Origin of the sequence: Arthrobacter sp. NPDC092385, from assembly GCF_044755105.1 — a bacterium.
Taxonomy (GTDB): Bacteria; Actinomycetota; Actinomycetes; order Actinomycetales; family Micrococcaceae; genus Arthrobacter_D.
On the sequence record NZ_JBIVQL010000002.1, the window covers coordinates 103,713 to 128,535 of the forward strand.

Annotated in this window: 22 protein-coding genes; 10 read left to right on the plus strand and 12 right to left on the minus strand. The window is 68.7% G+C overall.

What is annotated here, in order from left to right:
• The first annotated feature begins 5 nt into the window (after nt 1-5).
• The 3 genes from ACIQCY_RS03570 to ACIQCY_RS03580 all read left to right on the plus strand — a co-directional run bounded on the left by ACIQCY_RS03570 (nt 6) and on the right by ACIQCY_RS03580 (nt 2,469).
• On the plus strand, nt 6-848 hold the full coding sequence (locus tag ACIQCY_RS03570; protein ID WP_400482518.1) for a glutamate ABC transporter substrate-binding protein: 843 nt from the start codon (nt 6-8) through the stop codon (nt 846-848).
• Nucleotides 849-925: 77 nt separating this feature from the next.
• A complete protein-coding gene (locus ACIQCY_RS03575; protein WP_400482519.1) occupies nt 926-1,603 on the plus strand; it encodes an amino acid ABC transporter permease in 678 nt (225 codons plus the stop codon).
• The gene (locus ACIQCY_RS03580; protein ID WP_400482520.1) at nt 1,600-2,469 is read left to right on the plus strand and encodes an amino acid ABC transporter permease; all 870 of its coding nucleotides are present in this window, start codon (nt 1,600-1,602) and stop codon (nt 2,467-2,469) included. The genes ACIQCY_RS03575 and ACIQCY_RS03580 overlap by 4 nt, the downstream gene beginning before the upstream one ends.
• 111 nt (nt 2,470-2,580) lie before the next feature.
• Here the strand turns inward: ACIQCY_RS03580 and dapE are convergent, their stop codons facing one another.
• Nucleotides 2,581-3,672, minus strand: a complete 1,092-nt coding sequence (gene dapE, locus ACIQCY_RS03585) for a succinyl-diaminopimelate desuccinylase (protein WP_400482521.1) — start codon at nt 3,670-3,672, stop codon at nt 2,581-2,583.
• Nucleotides 3,673-3,705: 33 nt separating this feature from the next.
• On the opposite strand from dapE, the gene dapD reads away from it, so the two are divergent.
• Nucleotides 3,706-4,677: a 2,3,4,5-tetrahydropyridine-2,6-dicarboxylate N-succinyltransferase gene (gene dapD / locus ACIQCY_RS03590; RefSeq protein ID WP_400482522.1), complete on the plus strand. Its 972-nt coding sequence runs from the start codon at nt 3,706-3,708 to the stop codon at nt 4,675-4,677.
• Between the two features lie 3 nt (nt 4,678-4,680).
• Nucleotides 4,681-5,556: a hypothetical protein gene (locus tag ACIQCY_RS03595; RefSeq protein WP_400482523.1), complete on the plus strand. Its 876-nt coding sequence runs from the start codon at nt 4,681-4,683 to the stop codon at nt 5,554-5,556.
• 31 nt (nt 5,557-5,587) lie between these two features.
• On the opposite strand, the gene ACIQCY_RS03600 is transcribed toward ACIQCY_RS03595, so the two are convergent.
• Nucleotides 5,588-6,199, minus strand: a complete 612-nt coding sequence (locus tag ACIQCY_RS03600; RefSeq protein WP_400482524.1) for a hypothetical protein — start codon at nt 6,197-6,199, stop codon at nt 5,588-5,590.
• A gap of 408 nt (nt 6,200-6,607) precedes the next feature.
• Between ACIQCY_RS03600 and ACIQCY_RS03605 the strand changes: the two genes are divergently transcribed.
• Nucleotides 6,608-8,497 carry a polysaccharide deacetylase family protein gene (locus ACIQCY_RS03605; protein ID WP_400482525.1) on the plus strand — a complete coding sequence of 630 codons (1,890 nt, stop codon included), beginning with the start codon at nt 6,608-6,610 and terminating at the stop codon, nt 8,495-8,497.
• Nucleotides 8,498-8,665: 168 nt separating this feature from the next.
• Entirely contained in the window at nt 8,666-9,691 is a 1,026-nt protein-coding gene (gene galE, locus ACIQCY_RS03610; protein ID WP_400482526.1) for a UDP-glucose 4-epimerase GalE, read from the plus strand.
• 88 nt (nt 9,692-9,779) lie between these two features.
• On the opposite strand, the gene ACIQCY_RS03615 is transcribed toward galE, so the two are convergent.
• The 3 genes from ACIQCY_RS03615 to fdxA form a co-directional block, all read right to left on the minus strand.
• The gene (locus ACIQCY_RS03615) at nt 9,780-11,063 is read right to left on the minus strand and encodes a citrate synthase (protein WP_400482527.1); all 1,284 of its coding nucleotides are present in this window, start codon (nt 11,061-11,063) and stop codon (nt 9,780-9,782) included.
• A gap of 167 nt (nt 11,064-11,230) precedes the next feature.
• Complete coding sequence (gene dapC / locus ACIQCY_RS03620; RefSeq protein ID WP_400482528.1) at nt 11,231-12,385, minus strand: succinyldiaminopimelate transaminase; 1,155 nt, start codon at nt 12,383-12,385, stop codon at nt 11,231-11,233.
• Nucleotides 12,386-12,712 (minus strand): ferredoxin, encoded by a 327-nt coding sequence (gene fdxA, locus ACIQCY_RS03625; RefSeq protein WP_105032768.1) that lies wholly within the window; start codon nt 12,710-12,712, stop codon nt 12,386-12,388.
• Nucleotides 12,713-12,856: 144 nt separating this feature from the next.
• Between fdxA and ACIQCY_RS03630 the strand changes: the two genes are divergently transcribed.
• A complete protein-coding gene (locus ACIQCY_RS03630) occupies nt 12,857-13,084 on the plus strand; it encodes a hypothetical protein (RefSeq protein WP_400482529.1) in 228 nt (75 codons plus the stop codon).
• Nucleotides 13,085-13,168: 84 nt separating this feature from the next.
• Nucleotides 13,169-13,663 (plus strand): ArsR/SmtB family transcription factor, encoded by a 495-nt coding sequence (locus tag ACIQCY_RS03635; RefSeq protein ID WP_400482530.1) that lies wholly within the window; start codon nt 13,169-13,171, stop codon nt 13,661-13,663.
• Nucleotides 13,664-13,690: 27 nt separating this feature from the next.
• Here the strand turns inward: ACIQCY_RS03635 and ACIQCY_RS03640 are convergent, their stop codons facing one another.
• The 7 genes from ACIQCY_RS03640 to ACIQCY_RS03670 all read right to left on the minus strand — a co-directional run bounded on the left by ACIQCY_RS03640 (nt 13,691) and on the right by ACIQCY_RS03670 (nt 24,108).
• On the minus strand, nt 13,691-14,320 hold the full coding sequence (locus ACIQCY_RS03640) for a hypothetical protein (RefSeq protein ID WP_400482531.1): 630 nt from the start codon (nt 14,318-14,320) through the stop codon (nt 13,691-13,693).
• Between the two features lie 12 nt (nt 14,321-14,332).
• Complete coding sequence (typA, locus tag ACIQCY_RS03645) at nt 14,333-16,249, minus strand: translational GTPase TypA (protein ID WP_400482532.1); 1,917 nt, start codon at nt 16,247-16,249, stop codon at nt 14,333-14,335.
• Nucleotides 16,250-16,465: 216 nt separating this feature from the next.
• On the minus strand, nt 16,466-18,214 hold the full coding sequence (locus ACIQCY_RS03650; RefSeq protein ID WP_400482533.1) for an ABC transporter ATP-binding protein: 1,749 nt from the start codon (nt 18,212-18,214) through the stop codon (nt 16,466-16,468).
• Complete coding sequence (locus tag ACIQCY_RS03655) at nt 18,211-19,230, minus strand: ABC transporter permease (protein ID WP_400482534.1); 1,020 nt, start codon at nt 19,228-19,230, stop codon at nt 18,211-18,213. The genes ACIQCY_RS03650 and ACIQCY_RS03655 overlap by 4 nt, the downstream gene beginning before the upstream one ends.
• Nucleotides 19,223-20,149, minus strand: coding sequence for an ABC transporter permease (locus ACIQCY_RS03660; RefSeq protein WP_400482535.1), 927 nt, complete (start codon nt 20,147-20,149; stop codon nt 19,223-19,225). The genes ACIQCY_RS03655 and ACIQCY_RS03660 overlap by 8 nt, the downstream gene beginning before the upstream one ends.
• A gap of 135 nt (nt 20,150-20,284) precedes the next feature.
• On the minus strand, nt 20,285-21,922 hold the full coding sequence (locus ACIQCY_RS03665) for an ABC transporter substrate-binding protein (protein WP_400482536.1): 1,638 nt from the start codon (nt 21,920-21,922) through the stop codon (nt 20,285-20,287).
• A gap of 359 nt (nt 21,923-22,281) precedes the next feature.
• Complete coding sequence (locus tag ACIQCY_RS03670) at nt 22,282-24,108, minus strand: ABC transporter ATP-binding protein (RefSeq protein ID WP_400482537.1); 1,827 nt, start codon at nt 24,106-24,108, stop codon at nt 22,282-22,284.
• Nucleotides 24,109-24,197: 89 nt separating this feature from the next.
• On the opposite strand from ACIQCY_RS03670, the gene ACIQCY_RS03675 reads away from it, so the two are divergent.
• Nucleotides 24,198-24,821: a PH domain-containing protein gene (locus ACIQCY_RS03675; protein WP_400482538.1), complete on the plus strand. Its 624-nt coding sequence runs from the start codon at nt 24,198-24,200 to the stop codon at nt 24,819-24,821.
• Nucleotides 24,822-24,823 lie beyond the last annotated feature (2 nt).

The following is a 24,823-nucleotide window of genomic DNA, read 5'->3' on the forward strand; positions in this document are numbered from 1 at the left end:
AACCAATGCAGAAGACCCGATACGCGGTAGCCGCGGTGGCTGCGGTGGCCGCACTGACCCTGTCCGCCTGTGGTGGCGGCGACAGCGCCGAGGGAGAGTCCGGCGGCGAGGGCGGGGGCGAGCGCATCCGCATCGGCATCAAGTTCGACCAGCCGGGCCTCGGCTACGACGAGGGCGGATCCTACTCCGGCTTCGACGTCGACGTGGCCAAGTATGTGGCGGGCGAACTGGGATACGGCGAGGACCAGATCGACTTCACTGAAGCCCCGTCGGCCAACCGTGAGAACCTGCTGTCCAACAACCAGGTGGACATGATCTTCGCGACCTACTCGATCACCGACACCCGCAAGGAGACCGTCGACTTCGCCGGTCCGTACTTCGTGGCGGGCCAGGACCTCCTGGTGCCCACGGACAGCGACATCGCCGGTCCCGAGGACCTCGAGGGCAAGAATCTCTGCTCGGTCACCGGCTCCACCTCGGCGCAGAAGATCAAGGACCAGTACCCGGGCGTCCAGCTCGTCGAGCAGCCGGGCTACGCAGAGTGCGTCACGGCGATGGGCGGCGGCCAGATCGACGCCGTCACCACCGACGACATCATCCTCGCCGGCCTCGCCGCACAGGAGGCGAATGCCGGCAAGTTCAAGGTCGTCGGCAACACGTTCTCCGAGGAGAACTACGGCGTCGGCCTGCCGAAGGGCAGCACCGAGCGCTGCGAGGAGGTCAACGCGGCCATCACCAAGATGATCGAGGACGGCGCCTGGGAAGAGGCGATCACCAGCAACACCGAGGGTGCCGACTACACCTTCAACGCAGAGCTGAACCCGCCGACCCCGGCGCCCTGCGCCTAGCATCGCTCCCATTGGTGGGGCAGTCCGCACGGGCTGCCCCACCAATGCCATGTTCCCCACCAGGAAAGAGGTGAACCGTGGAGAACTACCTGTCGCTGTTCGAGACCTACGACGTGCCCGCCGCATTCTGGGTCAACATCCAGCTGTCGTTCTGGGCAGCCATCTGGGCACTGGCCATCGGCACCGTGCTCGCCCTGTTCCGCATCTCCCCCATCCCGAGCCTGCAGTGGTTCGGCGCGGCCTACGTCAACATCTTCCGCAACACGCCGCTGACGATCATCCTCGCGTTCGGTTTCCTCGGGCTGTTCTCCGTCATGCAGATCAGCCTTGCGTCCGAACTGGACGTGAGCCTGTTCCGGATCGCGATCGTCGGGCTCGCCCTGTACCACGCCGCCTTCGTGTGCGAGGCCATCCGAAGCGGGGTCAACACGGTTCCGCTGGGCCAGGCCGAGGCCGCGCGCGCCATCGGCCTGAGCTTCCTGCCGGCAGCACGCCTCATCATCCTGCCGCAGGCCTTCCGTGGGGCCGTTGCCCCGCTCGGCAACGTGCTGATAGCGCTCATCAAGAACTCGACCGTCGCCGCAGCCGGTTCCGTGGCAGCCGAATCGTCGAGCCTCATGAAGACCATGATCGAGTTCCGCTCGGACCTGGTCATCCCGATCTTCCTCACCTTCGCCCTGGGCTTCGTGATCCTGGTGATCCCCATCGGGCTCCTGACCACCTGGGCCTCACGGAAACTGGCGGTGGCCCGATGAGCGTTCAGCAGGTCCTCTTCGACGCACCCGGACCCCGTGCTCGCAGGAACATCCTGATCGGCAACATCGTCGGCGTGCTGGTGGTCCTCGGCATCCTCGCCTGGGTCATCTCCGCCCTGGCCGACAAGGGACAGCTCGCAGGAAGCATGTGGGCGCCGTTCCTCGAGTCCCGGACGTGGGAGTTCTTCATCCTGCCCGGCCTGCTCAACACGCTGAAGGCCGCGGGCATCGCCATCGTCACCTCGGTGCTCTTCGGGCTGATCTTCGGAGTGGGCAGGCTCTCGCACATCGCCCCGATCCGCTGGATCGCAGGGATCGTCGTCGAGTTCCTCCGCGCCGTGCCGGTGCTGCTCATGATGATCTTCTTCTGGCTGGCACTCGGCAGCTCCGGGGCGGTCAAGCCGCAGGATGCTCCGCTCATCGCGGTGGTCCTGGCGCTCACCCTCTACAACGGGTCCGTCATCGCCGAACTCGTCCGGTCCGGCGTGTACGGCCTGCCCAAGGGGCAGCGTGAGGCCGGGATGGCGATCGGGCTCACGAGGAACCAGTCGCTGCGCAGCATCGAGGTGCCGCAGGCACTGATCGCCATGCTCCCTGCCCTCATCAGCCAGTTCGTGGTCATCCTCAAGGACTCGGCGCTGGGCTTCATCATCACCTACCCCGAACTGCTGCAGTTCACCCGGCGGCTCGGGGTCGGCGAGGGCAATGTGATCCCGTCGCTGTTCGTCGCCGCGGCGATCTTCATCCTCATCAACTTCGCCCTCTCCACCCTTGCGACCCGCCTCTCCGTCCTCCTGAGCTTTCGGACGAAGGGACGCAGGCCCGCGGCGAAGGACGTCATCGCCCTGGACCCGGCATCCACCTGATCCGACCGGCGAACAACCCCGGGAGGAATCCCGGGGAGCACGACGACGAAGGGCCCGGCGCAGGCTGGGCCCTTCGTCGTCGTGCGGACCGGTGCAGTCAGGACAGCCAGGTCAGGACAGCCAGGTCACCAGGGCCCGGAGGCAGGCTCGGACGGCGTCGGCATGCACGTGCTCGTCGTCGGTGTGGGCCAGGAGCGCGTCGCCTGGTCCGAAGTTGACCGCGGGCACTCCGAGGGCGCTGAAGCGTGCGACGTCCGTCCAGCCGTACTTCGGCTTCGGCTCCGCGCCGACCGCCGCGACGAACGCGGCGGCGGCCGGGTGCTGCAGGCCGGGCCGTGCCCCCGCGGCAACGTCGGTGCGCGTGACGGAGAAGCCTTCGAGCAGGGCCCGAACGTACTCCTCGGCCTGCTCGGGGGTCTTGTCCGGCGCGAAGCGGTAGTTGACCTCGATGACCGCGCTGTCGGGGATCACGTTGCCCGCCGTCCCGCCCGTGATCCTCACGGCGTTCAGGCTCTCGCGGTAGTCGAGGCCGTCCACGTGGATTGTCGCCGGCTCATGGTCGCGCAGCCGCACCAGGATCTCCGCGGCGCCGTGGATGGCGTTGACGCCCCTCCAGGCGCGCGCGGAGTGGGCTGCCTTCCCGGCGACCCGCACCTCGAAGCGGGCCGTGCCGTTGCAGCCGCCCTCCACCGTCCCGTCGGTGGGTTCCAGGAGCACGGCGAAGTCGGCCTGCAGCCACTCGGGGTGGGATGCCGCTGCACGCCCGAGGCCGCTCAGCGACGCCTCGACCTCCTCATGGTCGTAGAAGATGAACGTGATGTCCCTCGTCGGCTCCCTGAGGGCCGCCGCGATCGCCAGCTGCACCGCCACCCCGCCCTTCATGTCGGTGGCTCCCCTGCCGAACAGGACCTCACCCTCCCAGGAGGACGGCACGGTTCCCCTCGACCCGGGCGCAGCCGGAAGCGGCACGGTGTCGATGTGCCCGGCGAGGATGACCCGCTCGGCCCTCCCGAACCGGGTGCGCGCCATGACGCAGTCCCCGTCGCGGACCACCTCGAGGTGGTCCAGCTGCCGCAGCGCATGCTCTATGGCATCGGCGATCCCGGCCTCGTTCCCGGACACGCTCTCGAGGTCGATGAGCCGGGCGGTCAGGTGGGCGACGTCGCAGGTCGGGTCGAGCTCCGCGGAGGGTGTCTGGATCATGCTGCAACACTAACCCTCGGTAGACTGCTGCCCATGACTCCTCCCACGCCCAGCTCATCCCTGCCCGTCGCCTCCCAGCGGTCGGCCGGCGGCATCGGCCTTGCCACGGTGGCCGCGGACGGCACCGTCCTGGACACCTGGTTCCCCGCTCCCTGGCTCGGGGAGGACGACGGCGCGGCCGCCGATCTGCGGGACACGCTGGAGGCCCTGGCGCAGTCGGGCGTGGACAACGCCCGGAAGGTCACGCAGCGCGTCGTCGACACCGTCGTGGACCTCGATGACGCCCCTGCCGGCACCGAGGACGCCTACCTGAGGCTCCACCTGCTCTCCCACCGGCTCGTGCAGCCCAACACCATCAACCTCGACGGCATGTTCGGGCTCCTCGCGAACGTGGTGTGGACGAACCACGGCCCCGCTTCCGTGCAGGGCTTCGAGGCGGTCCGCGCGGCACTTCGGGCCCGGGGTCCCGTGGCCGTGTACGGCGTCGACAAGTTCCCCCGGATGGTGGACTACGTGGTCCCGGCAGGCGTGCGCATCGCCGACGCGGACCGTGTGCGGCTGGGGGCGCACCTTGCCGACGGCACCACGGTGATGCACGAGGGCTTCGTGAACTTCAACGCGGGCACGCTCGGTCATTCGATGGTCGAGGGCCGTATCTCCGCGGGTGTGGTCGTCGGGGACGGCTCGGACGTGGGCGGCGGCGCTTCGATCATGGGCACCCTCTCGGGAGGCGGGAAGGAGCGCATCACCATCGGCGAGCGGTGCCTCCTCGGCGCGGAGTCCGGCGTCGGCATCTCCCTCGGGGACGACTGCGTCGTCGAGGCCGGCCTCTACCTCACCGCAGGCACCAAGGTGACCCTGCAGGACGGGACGCTCGTCAAGGCGAAGGACCTCTCGGGAGAGCCCGGCATCCTCTTCCTCCGCAACTCCACCACGGGAGCCGTCGAGGCGCGCCCCCGCACCGGGCAGGGCATCGCCCTGAATCCGGCCCTCCACGCGAACTAGCGCATGTCGCCGCGGCCTCCCTCCGCCGCCGTCCGTCGCCGCAGGCGCCGGGTCCGGGCCGGCGCCTTGCTCACGGCGCTCGTGGCCGTCGTCGTCGGCGGTGCCGTCGCGGTCGAGCAACTGAACGACGGCGAGATCCTCGTCCGTGAACGCTGCAGCGCCACCGTGGGCGCGGACACCTTCGAGCTCACACCGGTGCAGACCGGGAACGCGGCCCTGATCGCCGGGGTCGCCGTCAGCCGGGGGCTTCCCGCCCGCGCCGCGTCCATCGCCATCGCGACGGCCATCCAGGAGTCGAGGCTCGAGAACATCGACTACGGGGACGACGCCGGGCCGGACTCCCGCGGCCTGTTCCAGCAGAGGCCCTCGCAGGGCTGGGGCACCGAGGAGCAGGTCATGACGCCGCTCTATGCGACGGGCGCGTTCTACGACGCCCTCGTCCGGGTGCCGGGATACGAGACGCTGCCCATCACCGAGGCGGCGCAGACGGTGCAGCGATCGGCTTACCCGGAGGCCTACGCCGACCACGAGCCGGAGGGGCGTGCCTTCGCCTCGGCGCTGACGGGCAACTCCCCTGCGGCCCTCGACTGCACCCTCCGCGAACCCGCCGGCTCCGGTGACGCACTGGCCGTCTCCGCCGCCGTGGAGGAGGTCTTCGGACCCCTCGGGGGCGCGGTGGACGGCACGCGCCTGAGCATGGATGCCTCCGGTGCCACCGGCTGGGCGACCGCCCAGTGGGCCGTGGCGAACGCATCCGCCCTGCACATCACCTCGGTCTCCTACTCGGGCCTCGCCTGGGACAGGGCCGACGGCGGCTGGACGCCGGCGACGACGGCTCCGGACAGGCTCACCGTCACGGTGGCGGGAGCAACTCCCTGACGGCGGCGCTCCAGCGCGCTGCATCGCGCGGTCAGGCCAGCATCCTGACGACCGGCTCCACGTAGCTGCGGAAGGAATGCTCGTCCGCGAACAGCTCCTGGCACATGAGGAGCTTATCCGGCTCCACCCACCATGCGCGGTGCACACCGAGCGGCAGCTCGATGACCTGTAGCGCGAACCGCCGCGCCGACCGGCCCAACTCGAGTTCGCGCTCCTGGACGATGCGGGCCAGCAGGTACTCCATGCTCTCGGCGCCGCGGGAGCCGGCGTGCAGCGCGTACTCGGCGCACCGCTCCTCCGCCCACTCCCTCGCAGCACCGTAGCGCGCCCGCAGCAGCGCCTTGAGGGCTTCCATTCCGTCGAGGGCCTCGAAGTCCGGCGGCACGGGCATTGCGGCGTCACTGATCCGGTGCGCGAGGAGGCTGTGCCACCACGCCTCCCATTCCACGCGCAGCACCGCCCCGCCGGCCGGTGCGGCCAGGCGTCGGGACCCGACGCTCCGCACGGGCGGGATGACGGGCGGCAGAGCGGGCCGGCCCACCCCCTGCAGCCCGGCGAAGTCCCTGAGGTAGAGCGCCACGAGCAGCACTTCGGAGGTGTCCACCGTGAAATAGGCGCTGTATTCGGAGTCGGTGTAGGGCATCGGCCTCCTTCGGACAAGTCGGGCTGCTCCTAGGGTAGACCCCGGATCCGGAGCGCTCCAGAGCCTCCGGCACGGATTCCCGACCGGCGGGCTGCTCCCGCTCCGAGTCGTGTACGCTCCTGCCCGGCTCGGCCGGCTCGGGACCCAGCAGGACCGGGACACCTCGGGCCGCCGGCACCGGAGCCGAGTGGTGCCCGGCGAAGAACGGGTAACTGCCATTCATTGCGCCGATGGGGGCGAGTCGTAAAGTGAGTCATCTCGCGTCGCACGGACGATGGTCGACGAAGGGGTCTCAGGAGGCGGCATTGTTCGGAGCGGTTGCAGGCCCGTAGAGGATTGCGCAACCTTCCAAGGGTCCCGGGACGGCGTGAGCCCGAGGTGCCCCAGTTCGGAAAAGAGCCGTATGCCATGAGACCTTCGTCAGCAACCGTCCAGCCAGTCCGTGAACGGGCGTCCAGCTCCTCGAGGCGGGGCCGGTGGGCTTCCCGAGCGGCGGCGGCCCTGCTGGCCCTGGCCATGGGTGTGGCCGGTGCGGGCCTCACCGCTCCGGCGGCGCAGGCAGTCAATCCCACCGTCGTGTCCCTGACATTCGACGACGGCAACGCGGACCAGCTGCCGGCAGTCCAGATCCTGAACAGCCGCGGCCTCAAGGGGACCTTCTACATCCCCTCCGGGTACATCGACAGCCCGGGGTACATGTCCCAGGCCGATGTCAGGGGACTGGCCACTGCCGGCCACGAGATCGGCAGCCACACCGTGACGCACCCCGATCTGGCCGCACTGCCCGCGGACGAGGCGACGCGGCAGGTCTGCAACGACCGCGCCAACCTCACCGGCATGGGCTTCCGGATCACGAGTTTCGCCTACCCGTTCGCCTCCAGCACGGCAGCCCTCGAGACGACCGTGAGGAACTGTGGGTTCAACAGTGCCCGCGGGCTCGGCGACGTCCAGACGCGGTTCAGCTGCGCGGGCTGCCGCCTGGCCGAGACCATCCCCCCGGTAAATCCCTACAACACCGCAGCTCCGGACCAGGTGGACACCACCTGGACCCTGGCGGACCTGCAGAGGACCGTCACCCAGGCCGAGCCCGGGGGCGGCTGGGTCCAGCTCACCTTCCACCGTTTCGGGCCGGCGGGCACCGATCCACTGGCCATCACACCGGCGCTGTTCGACCAGTTCGCCGCCTGGCTGAAGACCCGGCCCGCGACGACGACAGTCAAGACCGTCGACCAGGTCATCGGCGGCACCGTCAAGCCGATCGTGTCCGGGCCTGCCGCACCCCCTCAGCCCACCAGCGGTAACCTCGTGAAGAACCCGAGCCTCGAAACCCTCACAAACGGTCTGCCGCAGTGCTGGAACGCGGCGAGCTACGGCACCAACACCGCGGCATTCTCGGTGGTCGGCCCCGGCCGCACCGGCTCCAGGGCGCAACAGCTGACGGTGAGCGGATATGCGAACGGAGACGCCAAACTCATTCCCGCGCTCGATCTCGGAGGCTGCTCCCCCACGGCCACTGCCGGGCACACCTACAACCTGGGTGCCTGGTACAAGTCCACCGGCAACACCCAGTTCGCGCTCTACTACCGCACGGGCCTGGGCTCATGGAAGTACTGGACCTCGAGCCCCTGGTTCGCGCCGTCCGGCACCTACCAGAAGGCGACCTGGACGACGCCGCCGCTGCCGGCCGGCGCGAACGGCATCAGCTTCGGACTCAACCTGTTCAGCAACGGCACCCTGACGACGGACGACTACGAGTTGTTCGACGTCGCCAACGTACCGGTTCCACCACCCCCGGCGGCCGGGACGAACCTGGTGCAGAACCCCGGGCTCGAGACCGCCGGGACGGGCGCTTACCCGCAGTGCTGGCAGCCCGCCGGGTTCGGCACCAACACCGCGGCCTACAGCACCGTCGCGACAGCGCGTACGGGCACGAAAGCCCAGAAGGTGACCATCACCGGCTACTCCAACGGTGATGCGAAGCTGCTTCCCTCACTGGACACCGGAACGTGCGCGCCACGGGCGGTGGCAGGCCACACCTACTCGGTGCGCGCCTGGTACACCTCCACCGCCGTCACCCAGTTCGCCCTGTACTACCGCGACGCGGCCGGCAACTGGGTGTACTGGACCTCCGGACCGTGGCTGCCCGCCGCGGGCGCCTACACCCAGGCGAGCTTCACCACGCCACCACTGCCTGCGGGGGCGACAGCCGTGAGTTTCGGGCTGAGCCTGTTCAGCAACGGCACCGTCACCACCGACGACTACGCCATGTACGACACCGTGGGAGCTCCGCCGCTCTGAGGGCACGAGGAGCGTCGCGGAGCAGCACGGAGCAGCACGGGCCGGCTGCCGCAGGACCCCGGGGAACGGGGGCCCGCGGCAGCCGGTGCTCGTTGTCACCCCGGCCGAGGACACCCACCGGCGGGCCACGTTCCCAACCTGTCAGGTCGGTACACCTAGGATGGAAACGTGAAGATACTCGTTACCGGTGGCAGCGGCTACATCGGCTCGCACACCGTCCTGACCCTGCTCGAACACGGCCACGACGTCGTCGTCGTCGACAACCTGCTGAACTCGACCGTGACCTCGCTCGAGCGGGTGGCGACACTCGCCGGCCGAGCGCCCACGTTCCACCAGGCGGACCTCCTCGACGAGCCACGCCTGCGGGCGATCTTCGCCGAGGAGGACGTCGACGCCGTCATCCACTTCGCGGGCCTGAAGGCCGTGGGCGAGTCGGTGGAGAAGCCGCTGTACTACTACCACAACAACGTGGGCGGCACGCTGAACCTCCTGCGGGTCATGGACGACGCGGGCGTGCGCACCCTGGTCTTCAGCTCCTCCGCCACGGTGTACGGTGCGTCCGAGGAAGTTCCCCTCACCGAGAAGCTCCCACTGGATGCCGTGAACCCGTACGGGCGCACCAAGGAGCAGATCGAGGACATCCTGACCGACCTCGGCGCGGCCGACCGGCGCTGGAGCATCGCGTTGCTGCGCTACTTCAACCCGGTCGGCGCGCACGCCTCGGGTACCATCGGCGAGGACCCCACCGGTGTCCCGAACAACCTGCTGCCCTTCGTGGCGCAGGTCGCCGTGGGCCGGCGCGAGAAGGTGATGGTGTTCGGGAACGACTACCCCACGCCGGACGGCACGGGCGTCCGCGACTACATCCACGTCGTCGACCTGGCGGCGGGACACCTCGCAGCGCTGGACTATCTCGTGGCCCGCGGCGGCGTGCACACCTGGAACCTCGGCACGGGCAACGGCTCGTCGGTGCTGGAGGTCCTCGCGGCGTTCTCCGCGGCGGTCGGCCGGGACATCCCGTACGAGTTCGCCCCGCGGCGGCCGGGCGACGCCGCGGTCAGCTACGCCGATCCGTCGTCGGCCCTCGCCGACCTCGGCTGGTCCGCGACGCGGACCCTGGCCGAGATGTGCGAGGACCACTGGCGCTGGCAGAAGAACAACCCTCAGGGCTACGCGACCGCCCCGGGAGAGTGAGCCCCTCCGGTCCCCGGAACGGCGACGGCCGCCCACCATCAGGTGGGCGGCCGTTCCCGTACCGGGCGCGTGCGGGGACGCGGGGCGATCAGTTCGCCGGGTAGTGGCGTTCGCCCTCACCCGTGTAGAGCTGGCGCGGACGGCCGATCTTGGTCTGCGGATCCTGCATCATCTCGCGCCACTGCGCGATCCAGCCGGGAAGGCGTCCGATCGCGAAGAGCACGGTGAACATCTTCTCGGGGAAGCCCATGGCCTTGTAGATCAGGCCCGTGTAGAAGTCCACGTTCGGGTACAGCTTCCGCTCGATGAAGTAGTCGTCGGCGAGGGCCTTCTCCTCGAGCCGCATGGCGATGTCCAGCAGTTCGTCGTTGCCGCCGAGCTTGTTGAGGATGTCATGGGCCGTGGCCTTGACGATCTTCGCGCGCGGATCGTAGTTCTTGTAGACGCGGTGCCCGAAGCCCATGAGCTTCACGCCGTCTTCCTTCTTCTTGACCTTCTCCATGAAGTCCTCGGGCTGCATGCCCTTGGCCTTGATGTCGCGCAGCATGTTCAGCACGGCCTCGTTGGCGCCACCGTGCAGGGGCCCGAAGAGCGCGTTGATCCCTGCGGAGACGGACGCGAACATGTTGGCGTTCGAGCTGCCGACGAGCCGGACGGTCGACGTCGAGCAGTTCTGCTCGTGGTCCGCGTGCAGGATGAGCAGCAGGTCGAGGGCCTTGACCATCATCGGATCGAGGTCGTAGGGCTCGGCGGGGAGGCCGAAGGACAGCCGCAGGAAGTTCTCCACGAGGTTCATGGAGTTGTCCGGGTACAGCATGGGCTGGCCGATGGACTTCTTGTGCGCGTAGGCCGCGATCACGGGCAGTTTCGCCATGAGGCGGAACGTGGAGAGCTCCACCTGCTCGTCGTCGAACGGATCCAGCGAGTCCTGGTAGAACGTGGACAGCGCCGAGACGGCCGAGGACAGCACCGGCATGGGGTGCGCGTCGCGGGGGAAGCCGCCGAAGAAGCCCTTGAGCTCCTCGTGCAGCAGGGTGTGGCGGCGGATCCGGCCGTCGAAGCCGCTCAGTTCCTCGGGCGTGGGCAGGTTGCCGTAGATGAGGAGGTAGGAGACCTCGAGGAAGCTGGAGTTCTTCGCGAGTTCCTCGATGGGGTACCCGCGGTAGCGCAGGATCCCGGCGTCGCCGTCGATGTAGGTGATCGCGGAGCTGGTGGCCGCGGTGTTCATGAAGCCGGGGTCGAAGGTCACCTGGCCTGTCTGCTTCAGCAGTTTCGACACGTCGTAGCCGTTGTTGCCTTCGACAGCGGGCACCAGCGGCAGGCTGAGTTCCCCGCCGTCGTAGTGCAGGGAAGCAGCATTCTGCTCGGTCATTGATTCTCCTTCAGGAGCTGGAGCGAGGTCGTCGCCACAAATCATCGCCCCGCAGGAGGACACACGTCACCCCTGCGTAAGCACATTCAGCTGAAACGCTACCGTCAGCGAGCCCTGAGCACTAATCCTGCTGTCCTTCGTCGTGGAACGGCAACAGGGCCTGCAGGTCAGTGGACCGCCGCGGCGAGGCGGTCCGCCGCCGCCTCGATCCTCTCGTCGCTGCCCGTGAGCGCCACGCGGATGAAGCCCTCACCGGCCTCGCCGTAGAAGGTCCCGGGGCCGGCGAGGATCCCGAGACCCGCGAGCCAGCCGATGGTCTCCCAGGTGGGTTTCCCGTTCGACGCCCAGAGATAGAGTCCGGCTTCCGAGCCGCTGATGGTGAAGCCGGCGGCCTCGAGCGCGGGGACGAGCACCGCACGACGACGGCGGTACAGGTCCTTCTGCCCGGCCACGTGCGCGTCGTCGCCGAGCGCGACCCGCATCGCCTCCTGCACCGGGTAGGGCACGATCATGCCGGCGTGCTTCCGCGAGTTGACGAGGTTGGCGATGATGGCGGGATCCCCTGCCGTGAAGGCCGCCCGGTACCCGGCGAGGTTGGACTGCTTGCTCAGCGAGTAGACCGCGAGGAGGAGTTCGTGCAAATCGCCGCAGACCCGCGGATCCAGGACGCTCGGCACGGGCTCGCCGCCCTCGGCGGGGTCCCACCGGCCCCAGCCGAGCTCGCCGTAGCACTCGTCGGACGCCACGACGGCTCCGAGCGAGCGGGCGTCGTCGACGATGGCCCGCAGTCCGTCGACGTCGAGCACCCCACCTGTGGGATTGCCCGGCGAGTTGATCCACACGAGGCGGACACGGGACCGGACATCCTCGGGAAGCTCGGCGAGGGAATCGGCGGGCACCGGCGTCGCGCCGGCGAGGTGCGCGCCGATGTCGTACGTCGGGTAGGCGACGGTGGGGCGGACGACGACGTCGCCCGCGCCCAGTCCGAGCAGAAGGGGGAGCCAGGCGACGAGCTCCTTGGACCCCACGGTGGGCAGGATGTCCAGGGGATCGAGCCCGGGTACTCCCCGGCGGCGCGCGAACCAGGAGCTGATCGCCTCGCGCAGGGCCACCGTGCCGTGCGTGGTCGGGTAGCCGTGCGCGTCGGACGCCGCGGCGAGGGCGGACCTGATCAGCTGCGGCGTCGGATCGACGGGCGTGCCGATGGACAGGTTGACGACGCCGTCGGCATGCCTGGACGCGATGTCCTGGTAGGGCGCCATGGCGTCCCACGGGTAGTCGGGCAGGTGCAGGCCGAAAGGCTTCGGCTCCCCGGCCGCCACCTATGCAGGCTGGTTCTGGGGCGGGAGGGCCGCGATGATCGGATGGTCGAAGCCCGTGTTGCCGACCTTCGCCGCGCCGCCGGGCGAGCCGAGGTCGTCGAAGAACTCGACGTTCGCCTTGTAGTACTCGGCCCACTGCTCGGGGGTGTCGTCCTCGTAGTAGATGGCCTCGACGGGACACACGGGTTCGCACGCGCCGCAGTCGACGCACTCGTCGGGCTGGATGTAGAGCGACCGCTCGCCCTCATAGATGCAGTCGACAGGGCACTCCTCGATACAGGCCTTGTCCTTGACATCCACGCATGGCTGCGCGATTACGTAGGTCACTTCCCACGCCTTTCTGTGGAACCGGGTCGACTGCCGCACCCTCGGTGCGGTTTCCAGCTTAACGCAACGGCCCGCGGCGGCAGGACCACCGGCCCGGGTCCGGTCACCGCCCCACCGGCCGGGGGAAGAGCCTACCCTTGACGGGTGCAGACTCCGGCGGCCCTTCTCGCATCACTCCCCCTGGACACGAGGGTGGTGGTGAGGCGCCGGCTCGACGACGGTTTCACGGACTCGCTGGGCGACCTGGTGGCGCTCGACCGGGTCACCTGCACCATCCGTACGCGCAAGGGCGACGACGTCGTGCTCCTCGCCGATATCACGGCCGCGAAACCCGTCCCGCCCGCTCCGCCCCGCCGCGCGCCGCGCCGCTAGGCAGGGACGACGCGCCCCCGTCGCGGGGCGTAACAGTGATTGGGACCTGTCAATCGATAGGGTCGTCTCCCGTAGAATCGGGGCATGGAAACAGACGAGGACCTCCAGGCCCGCGGCCGGGCGCTCAGCTCCCCCGTCAGGCTCCGCATCCTCCGGCTGTGCCTGCACAGGCCCCGGACCAACAAGGAGATCGCGGAGACGCTGGACCTCAATCCCGCCACCGCCCTGCACCATGTGCGCACCCTGCTCTCCACGGGCTTCCTCGCCGCCGACGACGCGCGGACGGGCAACCGCGGGGCGAAGGAGATCCCCTACCGTGCCACCGGGCTGTCCTGGCACAGCCGCATCCCCAACTCCGCGCCCGTCCTGATCGAGACGTTCCTGCAGGAGATCGACGGGCTGCAGCCCTCGGAGATCGACGTCTGGCGCCTCGGGGTACGGCTCAACGACGAGCACCGCGCCGAGATGATGGAGCGCATCCGGGAGGTCCTCGAGGACTACGCCCGACGCGGTCCGGACGAGGACGGCACCGCCACCTCGATCATGCTCGCGCACCACCTGGACCGCGCGGCCGACTGACTGCTGCCGAGGAGGGCGGCCCGAGTGCTATCGGCGCCGCGCAGGCCTCAGGACGACGGCCCCGGCCACCACCGCGGCGAGCGTCACCACGAGCACCCCGAAGAGCCAGAGATTGCCTGCCAGGGCCGTGCCCGGCGCGGCCTCCGACGAGCCTGTGAGGATCAGCGTCTTCGACGACGTCGAGAGCAGGGCCACCACACTGTAGGCCACACCTCCCGCGACCGCCGTCATGACGATGTTCCGCGCCCAGAGCCCGCAGAGCAGGAAGAGGCTGCCGGCGAGGACGAGAGCTGCCAGGGCACCCGCGGGAAGGGCCGTGCCGGCGACGACGACGAGGTGCGCGTGGAGCAGCGTTCCGAACACCCCCGCCGCGATGCCGGCCCCTACTGCCCCGACCACAGCCACGGGCCGCCGCGGTGCGGTCGCCGCGACGGGCCGACCGCGCCCGCTGCCCGGAGCCGCTGCAGGCCCTGCCGGCGATCCGGCGTCGTCGGCCGGTCCGGCATCGTCGGCCGGTCCGGAGGCAACGGTCCGCGGCAGCCGGGCCGCCGGCGCCCGCACGCCCGGTCGAAGGCTGCGGCCGCCGGCGTCATGGCCCCCGGACGCCGAACGCCGGCCCGCCCCTGCTGGGGAGGTGCCGGCGTCGTCGTGTGCCACGTGCTGCTGGCGTTATGCGCGGGCGCGTGAACGCGATGCGCGCATGCGCTCGTTGGCGTCGAGGATGACCTTGCGGATGCGGATGCTCTCCGGGGTGACCTCCACGCACTCGTCCTCGCGGGCGAACTCGAGGGACTCCTCCAGCGTGAGGTTGCGCGGCGGGGTCAGGTTCTCGAAGGTGTCGGACGAGGCCGCTCGCATGTTGGTGAGCTTCTTCTCCTTCGTGATGTTGACCTCCATGTCGTCGGCGCGCGAGTTCTCGCCGACGATCATGCCCTCGTACACCTCGGAGGTGGGCTGCACGAAGAAGGAGCCGCGCTCCTGGAGGTTGATCATCGCGAACGGGGTGACGACTCCGGCGCGGTCGGCGATCATCGAACCGTTGGTGCGGTACTCGATGTCGCCGGCCCACGGCTCGTAGCCCTCGGAGATCGACGCCGCGATGCCGGCACCGCGGGTGTCGGTGAGGAAGCGCGTACGGAACCCGATGAGGCCTCGCGCGGGGACGATGAACTCCATGCGGACCCAGCCCGTGCCGTGGTTGGCCATGTTGGTCATGCGTCCCTTGCGGGCGGCCATGAGCTGCGTGACGCCGCCGAGGTACTCCTCGGGGACGTCGATGGTCATGTGCTCCATCGGCTCGTGGATCTTGCCGTCGATGGTCTTGGTGACCACCTGGGGCTTGCCGACCGTGAGTTCGAAGCCTTCGCGGCGCATCTGCTCGACGAGGATGGCCAGCGCGAGCTCTCCACGGCCCTGGACCTCCCACGCGTCGGGGCGCGCGGTGGGCAGGACGCGGAGCGACACGTTGCCGATGAGCTCCTTGTCGAGGCGGTCCTTGACCTGGCGCGCGGTGACCTTGGCGCCCTTGACCTTGCCGGCCAGCGGCGAGGTGTTGATACCGATCGTCACCGAGATGGCGGGATCGTCGACGGTGATCAGCGGCAGCGGCTGGGGGTTGTCGACGTCGGTGAGCGTCTCGCCGATGGTGATGCCCTCGATGCCGGCGACGGCCACGATCTCGCCGGGACCGGCGGAATCGGTGGGTACGCGGTCGAGTGCCTTGGTGGCGAGCAGCTCGGTGATCTTGACGGTCTTGAGTTCACCGTTCTGGCGGGCCCAGGCGACGGTCTGGCCCTTGCGGAGCGTGCCGTTGAAGATGCGCAGCAGCGCGAGGCGGCCGAGGAACGGCGAGGCGTCGAGGTTGGTGACGTGTGCCTGCAGCACGCCGTCCGGGTTGTACCGGGGCGCCGGGATGTGGTCGACGATCGTCTGGAACAGCGGTTCCAGGTTGTCGTTCGTCGGCACGGTGCCGTCGGCCGGCTGCTCGATCGACGCGGCACCGACACGCGCTGCGGCGTAGACGACGGGCACGTTCAGGATCAGGTCGAGGTCGAGGTCGGGGACCTCGTCGGCGAGGTCCGAGGCGAGGCCGAGGAGGAGGTCCATCGACTCGCTGACGACCTCCTCGATGCGGGAGTCGGGGCGGTCGGTCTTGTTGACCAGCAGGATGACGGGGAGCTTGGCGGCGAGGGCCTTGCGGAGCACGAAGCGGGTCTGGGGCAGGGGCCCCTCGGACGCGTCGACGAGGAGGACGACGCCGTCGACCATGGACAGGCCGCGCTCCACCTCGCCACCGAAGTCGGCGTGGCCCGGGGTGTCGATGACGTTGATGGTGATGGTCTCGCCCTTGGCCGCGGGGCCGTCGTAGAACACCGTGGTGTTCTTCGCGAGGATGGTGATGCCCTTCTCGCGCTCGAGGTCGCCCGAGTCCATGACGCGGTCGGCGACGTCGCCATGCGCAGCGAACGAGTTGGTCTGCTTCAGCATGGCGTCGACCAGGGTGGTTTTTCCGTGGTCAACGTGAGCCACGATGGCTACGTTGCGGAGATCGCTGCGGACAGCGGTGTTGCCTGTGGTTTCAGACATGCGTAATGACTCAATTCAGTATCTACTGCGGGAAAATTGACGGCGGCTGCAGTGCACGCCCTCTTACCAGTCTAGGCGCTGGACAAAAACAGACCTAATGGACGGTGTCAAGGACGGCCCGAATCAGCTGTGGGCGCACAACGGCGGCGGTCCCTCCGAGGGGTCGCCGCCGTCGTTCCGCCGATCCGCGCGGTGTGCGCGCCGCGGGTCCTGCCGCTACGCGACCTCGGGAGGCAGTACGAGTCCCGCGCCGGGGATCGCTGCGAGCAGTGCCTGCGTGTACGCGGTCTTCGGGTTCTCGAACACCTCGTCGGTGGTGCCCTGCTCCACGAGCCTGCCCTTCTCCATCACGGCCACGTGGTCGGCGATCTGGCGGACCACCGCGAGGTCGTGCGTGATGAACAGGTAGCTCAGGCCGAGGTCCGACTGCAGGTCCGCGAGCAGGTTCAGGATCTGGGCCTGCACCAGCACGTCGAGCGCCGAGACGGCCTCGTCGCAGATGACGACCTCCGGGTCGAGTGCCAGTGCGCGGGCGATGGCCACGCGCTGGCGCTGCCCGCCGGAGAGCTCGTTGGGGAAGCGCTGCATCATCGCGGACGGCAGTGCCACCTGGTCCAGGAGCTCCCGGACCTTCTTCTCCCGGCTCTTCGCGTCGCCCACCCCGTGGACACGGAGGGGCTCCTCGATGGTCCGGTAGATGTTGTACATCGGGTCCAGCGAGCCGTAGGGATCCTGGAAGATCGGCTGGACGCGGCGGCGGAAGTCGAACATCTCCTTGCGTCCGAGCGTGGTGATGTCCACGCCGTCGAAGCGGATGCTGCCCGACGTCGCGCCCTCCAGTCCGAGCACCATCTTCGCCACGGTCGACTTTCCCGAGCCGGACTCGCCGACGACGGCGGTGGTGGTGCCGCGCGCGATCGAGAAGGAGACCTTGTCGACCGCGGTGAAATCGGTCGACTTGCCCCAGCTACCGCGGATCTTGAAGACCTTCGTCAGGTCCTCGACCTCGATGACCCTGTCCAGCGAGGCGCCCTTCGGCGCTGCGGGAGCGAGCAGGTCCTCCGTCTCGATGCCGGCCTTCTTCGCCGACTCGATGCGGCGCGACGCGATCGAGGGTGCCGATGCCACGAGCTTCTGCGTGTACGGGTGGCGCGGGTTCGTCAGGAGCTCGAGGGCCGGGCCGGCCTCCACGACCTGTCCCTTGTACATGACGATCACCTTGTGCGCGCGCTCGGCGGCGAGGCCGAGATCGTGCGTGATGAGCAGCACGGCCGTGCCGAGCTCCTCCGTCATGGTGTCGAGGTGGTCCAGGATCTGCCGCTGCACGGTGACATCAAGGGCCGACGTCGGCTCATCGGCGATGAGCAGGCGCGGCCGGCAGGACAGGCCGATGGCGATCAGGGCACGCTGGCGCATACCGCCGGAGAACTCGTGCGGGTACTGGTTGGCGCGGGATGCGGCGTCGGGCAGCCCCGCCTCCGAGAGCACCTTCGCGACGTCCTGGGGACCGCTCGGCAGGCCATTGGCGCGGAGGGTCTCCTTCACCTGGAACCCGATCTTCCACACGGGGTTCAGGTTGGACATCGGATCCTGCGGCACCATGCCGATCGAGGAGCCGCGGAGTTCGATGATCCGCTTCTCCGAGGCAGAGGTGATGTCCTCGCCGTCGAAGATGATGCTGCCGTTCGAGACCCTGCCGTTGGCGGGCAGGAGGCCGATGGCGGCCAGCGCCGTCGTGGACTTCCCGGAGCCCGACTCCCCCACGATCGCGACCGTCTCGCCGGGCATCACGGTCAGGTGCGCGTTGCGCACCGCCGGGACGTCCCCGTTCGACGTCGAGAACGTGATGGCGAGGTCCCGGAGCTCGAGCAGCGGCCGGACGCCTCCCGACGCCGAGGTATCCGCCACCGTTGCGGTGCGGGCGGCGCGGCGGCCGCCCTTCTCGTTTCCAGTGCTGTGGCTCATCGTTTGCGTGCCTTCGGATCGAGAGCGTCACGCAGGGCGTCGCCCAGCATGATGAAGCTCAGAACGGTGATCGACAGCGCGAGGCCCGGCCAGAAGATGGCCATGGGGTTGCTGCGCAGCGACGGCTTCGCCGAGAAGATGTCGTTCCCCCAGGACATGACATCCGGCGGGAGTCCGATGCCGAGGAACGACAGCGTCGACTCCGCGACGATGAACGTGCCGAGCGAGATCGTCGCGATGACGATCACCGGCGCGAGCGCGTTCGGGATGACGTGCTTGACCAGGGCGCCCAGGGGCGAGACGCCGAGTGAGCGCGCTGCCGTGACGAAGTCCGCGTTGCGAACCTCGATGACCGCTGCGCGCGTGATGCGGGCGATCTGCGGCCAGCCGAACGCCACGAGGATGACGACGAGCGTCCACACGTTGCGGTTCTGCTGGAAGACCGGGAGCTGCACGACGACGATCGCCCCGAGGATCAGCGGCAGGGCGAAGAAGATGTCACCCACGCGGGCGAGCACCGCGTCCACCCAGCCGCCGAAGAACCCGGCGAGCGCACCGATCAGGCCGCCGATGAGGACGACGCCGAGGGTGGCGAACAGGCCGACGGTCAGGGAGGACTGCGTGCCGTGGACCACGCGGGAGAGGATGTCGCAGCCCTGCACCGTGAAGCCCAGGGGGTGCCCGGGAGCCGGGCCGCCGTCCGAGTTCTCGAGCAGGCAGTTCTCGTTCGGCGGCTCGTTCGTGAAGAGACCGGGGAACAGTGCCACGAAGATGACCGCGAGGATCAGGATGGCGCTGATGATGAACAGCGGCTGCTTCCGCAGGCTGCGCCACGCCTCGCTCCAGAGGCTGCGGGGCGCGGCGTCGGACACGGCGCTGTCCGTGGCCCGCACCGGCGTCTCGTCGGGGTCGGCGACGAAGTGCTCGATCGGGTACGCGGACGTCTTGGTGCGTGCTGCCGGAACGGGAGCCTCCCGGGGGGCGGCCGCGTCGAGGGGGGAAAGTGGTTCAGGCATATCGAATCCTTGGGTCCAGCCACGCGTACAGGAGATCCACCAGCAGGTTCGCGAGGCAGAAGATGAGGATCAGGAACGTGACGATCGAGACGACCATCGGTCCGTCACCGTTCAGCACGGCACGGTAGAGGGTGTTGCCCACGCCGTTGACGTTGAAGATGCCCTCGGTCACGATCGCGCCGCCCATGAGGGCGCCGAGGTCCGCTCCGAGGAACGTCACGACGGGGATCAGGGAATTGCGCAGGACATGCACGACGACGACGCGACGGCGGCTGAGGCCCTTGGCCGTGGCCGTGCGCACGTAGTCGGCGTTGACGTTCTCGATGATGCTCGTGCGCGTCAGGCGCAGCACGTAGGCGAAGGACACGAGCCCGAGGACCACGGCCGGCAGGAGGAGCTCCGTGAACGTGGCGTCGCCGCTCACGGTCGGGTTGGTCCACTGCAGCTTGACGCCGATCAGGAACTGCATCAGGAAGCCGAGGACGAAGATGGGCACCGCGATCACGATCAGCGACAGGACGAGGACCGACGAGTCGAAGATCCTGCCCTTGCGCAGGCCGGCGATGAGACCGAAGACGATCCCGAAGACGGCCTCGATGACCAGGGCCATGACGGCGAGCTTCGCGGTGGTCGGGAAGACCTCGGCAATGATGGTCGCGATGGGGCGGCCGGAGAAGTTCGTGCCGAGATCGAACGTCAGCACGCCCTTGAGGTACAGCAGGTACTGGATCCAGAAGGGCTGGTCGAGGTTGTACTGCTCGCGCAGGCCGGCGACGACGGCGGGGGTGCAGCCCCGCTCACCGCAGATCGCGGCAGTGGCGTCACCCGGAAGGCTGAAGACGAGGAAGTACACCAGCAGCGTGGCGCCGAGGAAGACCGGGATGAGCTGCAGGAAGCGTCGGACGATGTACCAGGCCATCAGTGCGCACCTCCCGGCGCGGCGTGCGTCCGGACGGGACGCGGGTGGGGGTTGCTCATGGGGTGTTGGACCTTTTCGTTGGAGCACGGAAAAGGGGCCTGCCCTGTGCCGGGCAGGCCCCGAGACCGTTACGGGTTACTTGCCGGTGATGGCGTAGTAGAGCGGAACACCGTTCCAGCCGAACTCGACGTTGTCCACGTTGTTGCTCCAGCCGCCCTGGGCCACCTGGTACCAGAGGGGGATGGCCGGGAGGTCTTCCAGGAGCTGCTCCTGGGCCTTGTTCATGGCCTCGTTGCCCTCCTCGACAGAGCTGGCGGCGAGTCCGTCGGTCAGCTCCTGGTCGAACTCGGGGTTGCTGTAGCGGGCGTCGTTGGACCCGGCGCCGGTGGCGTAGATGGGTCCGAGGAAGTTGAACAGCGAGGGGTAGTCGGCCTGCCAGCCGGCACGCAGTGCACCGGTGAGGGTCTCCTCCGTGGCCTCCGTACGGGCTTCCTTGAACGTCGCGTACGGCTTGCCCGCGACCTCGATGCCGAGGTTGTTCTTCACGTTGTTCACCACGGCCTCGACCCACGTCTTGTGGTCGCCCTTGTCGGCGTTGTAGCCGATGGTCAGGGGCTGCGACTCGTCGTAGGGTGCGATCTTCTCGGCGTCGGCCCAGAGCTGCTTGGCCTTCTCCGGGTTGTACTCGAGGTTCTCGCTGCCGGGCAGGTCCTCGCTGTAGCCGTCGAGGACGGGTGCGGTGAAGTCCTTGGCAGGGGTGCGGCCGTTGTTGAAGATCACCTCGGTGATCTCGTCGCGGTTGATCGCCATGGAGATCGCCTGGCGGCGGAGCTTGCCGGCCTCGCCGTCCCAGTTCGGGAGGTAGTACGGAATGGCGATGGTCTGGTTGCCTGCGTACGGCGACTCGATGGAGCGCTCGCCGAGGTCGTTCTTGAAGTTCTTGATGTCGCTCGTCGGGATCGTCTTGAGGACGTCCAGGTTGTCCGAGATCAGGTCCTGGTAGGCCGTCGTGTCGTTCTGGTAGATCTTGAACGTGACGCCGGCGTTCTGCGCGGCCTGGGGGCCCTCGTACTCGTCGTTGGGGACGAGTTCGATCTGCTGGTTGTGCTGCCAGGCACCTTCGGAGGCGAACTTGTAGGGTCCGTTGCCGATCGGGTTCTCGCCGAAGGCGGCGGGATCCTCGAGCGCGGCGGCGGGCAGCGGGAAGAAGGCGCTGTAGCCGAGGCGGAGCGGCCAGTCGGACTCGGGCTGCGACAGCTTGACGGTGAACGTCCGGTCGTCGACGACCGCGAGGCCGCTCATGGTCTCCACGGTGGAGCCCTCGGCGCTGGCTTCTTCGTAGCCTTCGATGCTCTCGAAGAAGTAGCTCGAGAGCTGCGCGTTCTTCGCGGCTGCGCCGTAGTTCCAGGCGTCCACGAAGGAGCTCGCGGTGACGGGGTCGCCGTTGGTGAAGGTCTTGCCTTCCTTGAGCGTGATCGTGTAGTTCTGGGCGTCCTCGGTCTCGATGGACTCCGCCATCTCGTTCTGGGGCTTGCCGTCGGCGTCGTAGCTGACGAGGCCCGCGAAGATCAGGTCGAGGATCGCTCCGCCACCCACCTCGTTGGTGCTGGTGGGGATCAGCGGGTTCTGGGGCTCGGAGCCATCCACCACGATGACGGCGTCGGTGGTGCCGCCACCCGTGCTGGATTCAGTGCTTCCGCCGCCGCATGCACTCAGCGACAGGACGGCGATGGCCGCGACGCTGAGCATTCTGGAAGTGCGCGTGAAACGCATTCCGCCTCCTAGTTATCTGGGTCGTTCCGGCGCTGATGTTGCCGGATTAGTGGTCCCGCAGAGAGCGAGAGCCAACTCACACCGGAAAATCATATGCCCGTTCTGTTGCTTCCCTGAACATCCCGGTGGGAGGGGCTCCCAGCAAGCTTTCAGCCTGATGCAGGACGAGCGCGTTTCCGCAGGCCAGCACGGAGGTCCGGGAAAGCATCACGCTTTGATAACGAGTCGGCGAAAAGGTCCTCGAGCACTGTACATCGGGAGCCGGACCACCTATCCCGGGCCGAGGGATGGTGATACAGGAGAGCCCGCCCTGCTCACCTGCAGGACGGGCTTTCCCTCGCGAACGCTCGCGCAGGCGCCTAGTCGGTCGAGGCCATGAGTTTCGCGCGGAGTTCGCGACGCTCGCGCTGCTTCGCCGGATCGGGCAGGGGCACAGCGGCCAGGAGACGCTGGGTGTAGGGATCCTGGGGGCTGCGCAGGATCTGCTCGCGTGTTCCCTGCTCCACGATGCGGCCGCGCTTCATCACGCAGATGTAGTCCGCCAGCACGTCCACGACGGCGAGATCGTGGGTGACGAACAGGCAGGCGAAGCCGAGTTCCCGCTGCAGGTTCTGGAAGAGCTCCAGCACCTTGGCCTGCACGGACACGTCCAGCGCGGAAGTCGGCTCGTCCGCGACCATCAGCTTGGGCTTCAGTGACAGCGCCCGCGCGATCCCCACCCGCTGCTTCTGGCCGCCGGAGAGCTCGTGCGGATACCTGTTGCGGTAGGAGCGCGGCAGCTCCACCTGGTCGAGCAGCACCTCGATGCGCTTCTGCAGTTCGCCGCCCTTGGCCTCGCCCGCGAGTAACATCGGCTCCCCGATGCTCTCACCGATGGGGAGCCGGGGATTCAGCGACGACGACGGGTCCTGGAACACCATGCCGACGTGCCGGCGGACCTTCACGAGTTCCTTCGACGTGGGCCGGAAACCCGAGATGTCGGTCCCCACGACCTTCAGCGAGCCGTGGGCCACCGGCAGCAGGCCGACCGCGGCCCGACCGATGGTCGTCTTGCCGGACCCGGACTCTCCGACCAGCCCGATCACCTGGCCCGGGTAGACCGTCAGGTTCGCCCCCTCGACCGCCCGGAAGGCAGGAACACGGCCCTGCTTCGGGTATTCGATGGCGACGTCGATGAGCTCCAGCACCGGATCGGCAGCCGGCCGCGCCGCCGCGCCCTCCCCCAGATGGGCGAGCACCTCCTGCTCGCGCCGCTCCAGTTCGTCGCGGTCCACCGTCTGCAATTCGGTGTGGGTGGCCGCGGCCAGGGCGGCGGTGATGTCGACGTCGTCGTTCCCGTCCCCCTGCCCTAGGTGGGGCACGGCGGCGAGGAGTGCCCTCGTGTACTCGTGCTGCGGGTTGTTGAAGATCTGCTCCGCGGTGCCGGTCTCCACGATGCGGCCCTTCCGCATCACCGCGATCCGGTCCGCCAGGTCCGCGACCACGCCCATGTCGTGCGTGATCAGGACGATCGCGCTGTTGAGCTGGTTCCGGAGGTTGCGCATGAGGTCGAGGATCTCGGCCTGCACCGTGACGTCGAGGGCGGTCGTCGGCTCGTCCGCGATCAGGAGCTTCGGATCACACGACAGGGACTGCGCGATCATGGCGCGCTGGCGCTGGCCGCCGGACAGCTGGTGGGGGTAGGACCTGAACGCCTTGTCCGGATCCGGCAACTCCACCATCTGCAGCAGCCGCAGGGCGCGCTGCCTGGCCTCGTCGGGCGAGATCTCGTTGTGCAGGCGCAGGGTCTCCACGATCTGGAAGCCCACGGTGTACACGGGGTTCAGCGCCGTCATGGGCTCCTGGAAGATCACCGCGACGTCGTTGCCGCGGATCTGGCGCAGCTTGGCCGGGGACATCGTCAGGACGGACTTCCCGTTGAGCAGGACCTCGCCCGTGACCCGGCTGTTGGACGGCAGCAACCCGAGCAGCGACATGGAACTGGCGCTCTTGCCGGATCCGGACTCACCCACGATCGCCAGCACCTCGCCGGCCCGAACCTCGTAGTTGAGATCGATCGCAGCCGGGACCCACTTCTTGTCGACGCCGAAATCGACGCTGAGGTTCCGGACCTCGAGTACGGGGCCCTGGGACGCCGGCCGATCCGCGCCGGTGCCTCCGGTGCCGCCGATTACCTGAGTACTCATGAGGGGTTCTCCTTCGTGATGGAGGTCCCGCGGGATGGCGGGTACTCCTGGATTGCCGCGAGCGGCAGCGGTGCTGGGACTATTGAGCCATGGAAAGCTCGAAGGTGGCCGGGGCCACTGTTTTCAAGCCGCGCACCAGTGTCTGGTTCACCGGCGGCGCGGTTCTCGTCGCCGCGGGAGGGCTGGTGTCCGTCGTGGCGACCGGGGGCGCCGCCGGCCTGCTCGCGGGCTGGCCGCTGATCGGCATCGCCTACGGTGGCTGGTGGCTCTTCTGGTACCCCGCGGTGGTGATCGCCGAGGACTCCGTCACCCTCCGCAACCCCCTGGCGACCATCCGGGTGCCCTGGTCCGCGCTCATCGACGTCGACACGAAGTACGCCCTGAAGCTGGTCACGCCGTCCGGCGCCTTCACGGCCTGGGCGGCACCGGCTCCCGGCGTCTGGGGCACCCACGCCGGGAAGCCCGAACACGTCACCAACCTGCCGTCCACGAGCTACGGCCCCGGCGGGTCCGTGCGCCCGGGAGACCTGAAGAACACCGATTCGGGCTACGCCGCCTACCTCGTCCGCTCGCGCTGGCAGGAGCTGGTGGAGGGCGGAATGCTCGACGTCGACCATCCGGGCCGCGCGCACCGGACCTGGAACTGGTCGCACATCGCGGCAGCCGTCGTACTGCTGGCGGTCGGCGCCGTGTCGCAGGGCCTCGGCTCCTAGGG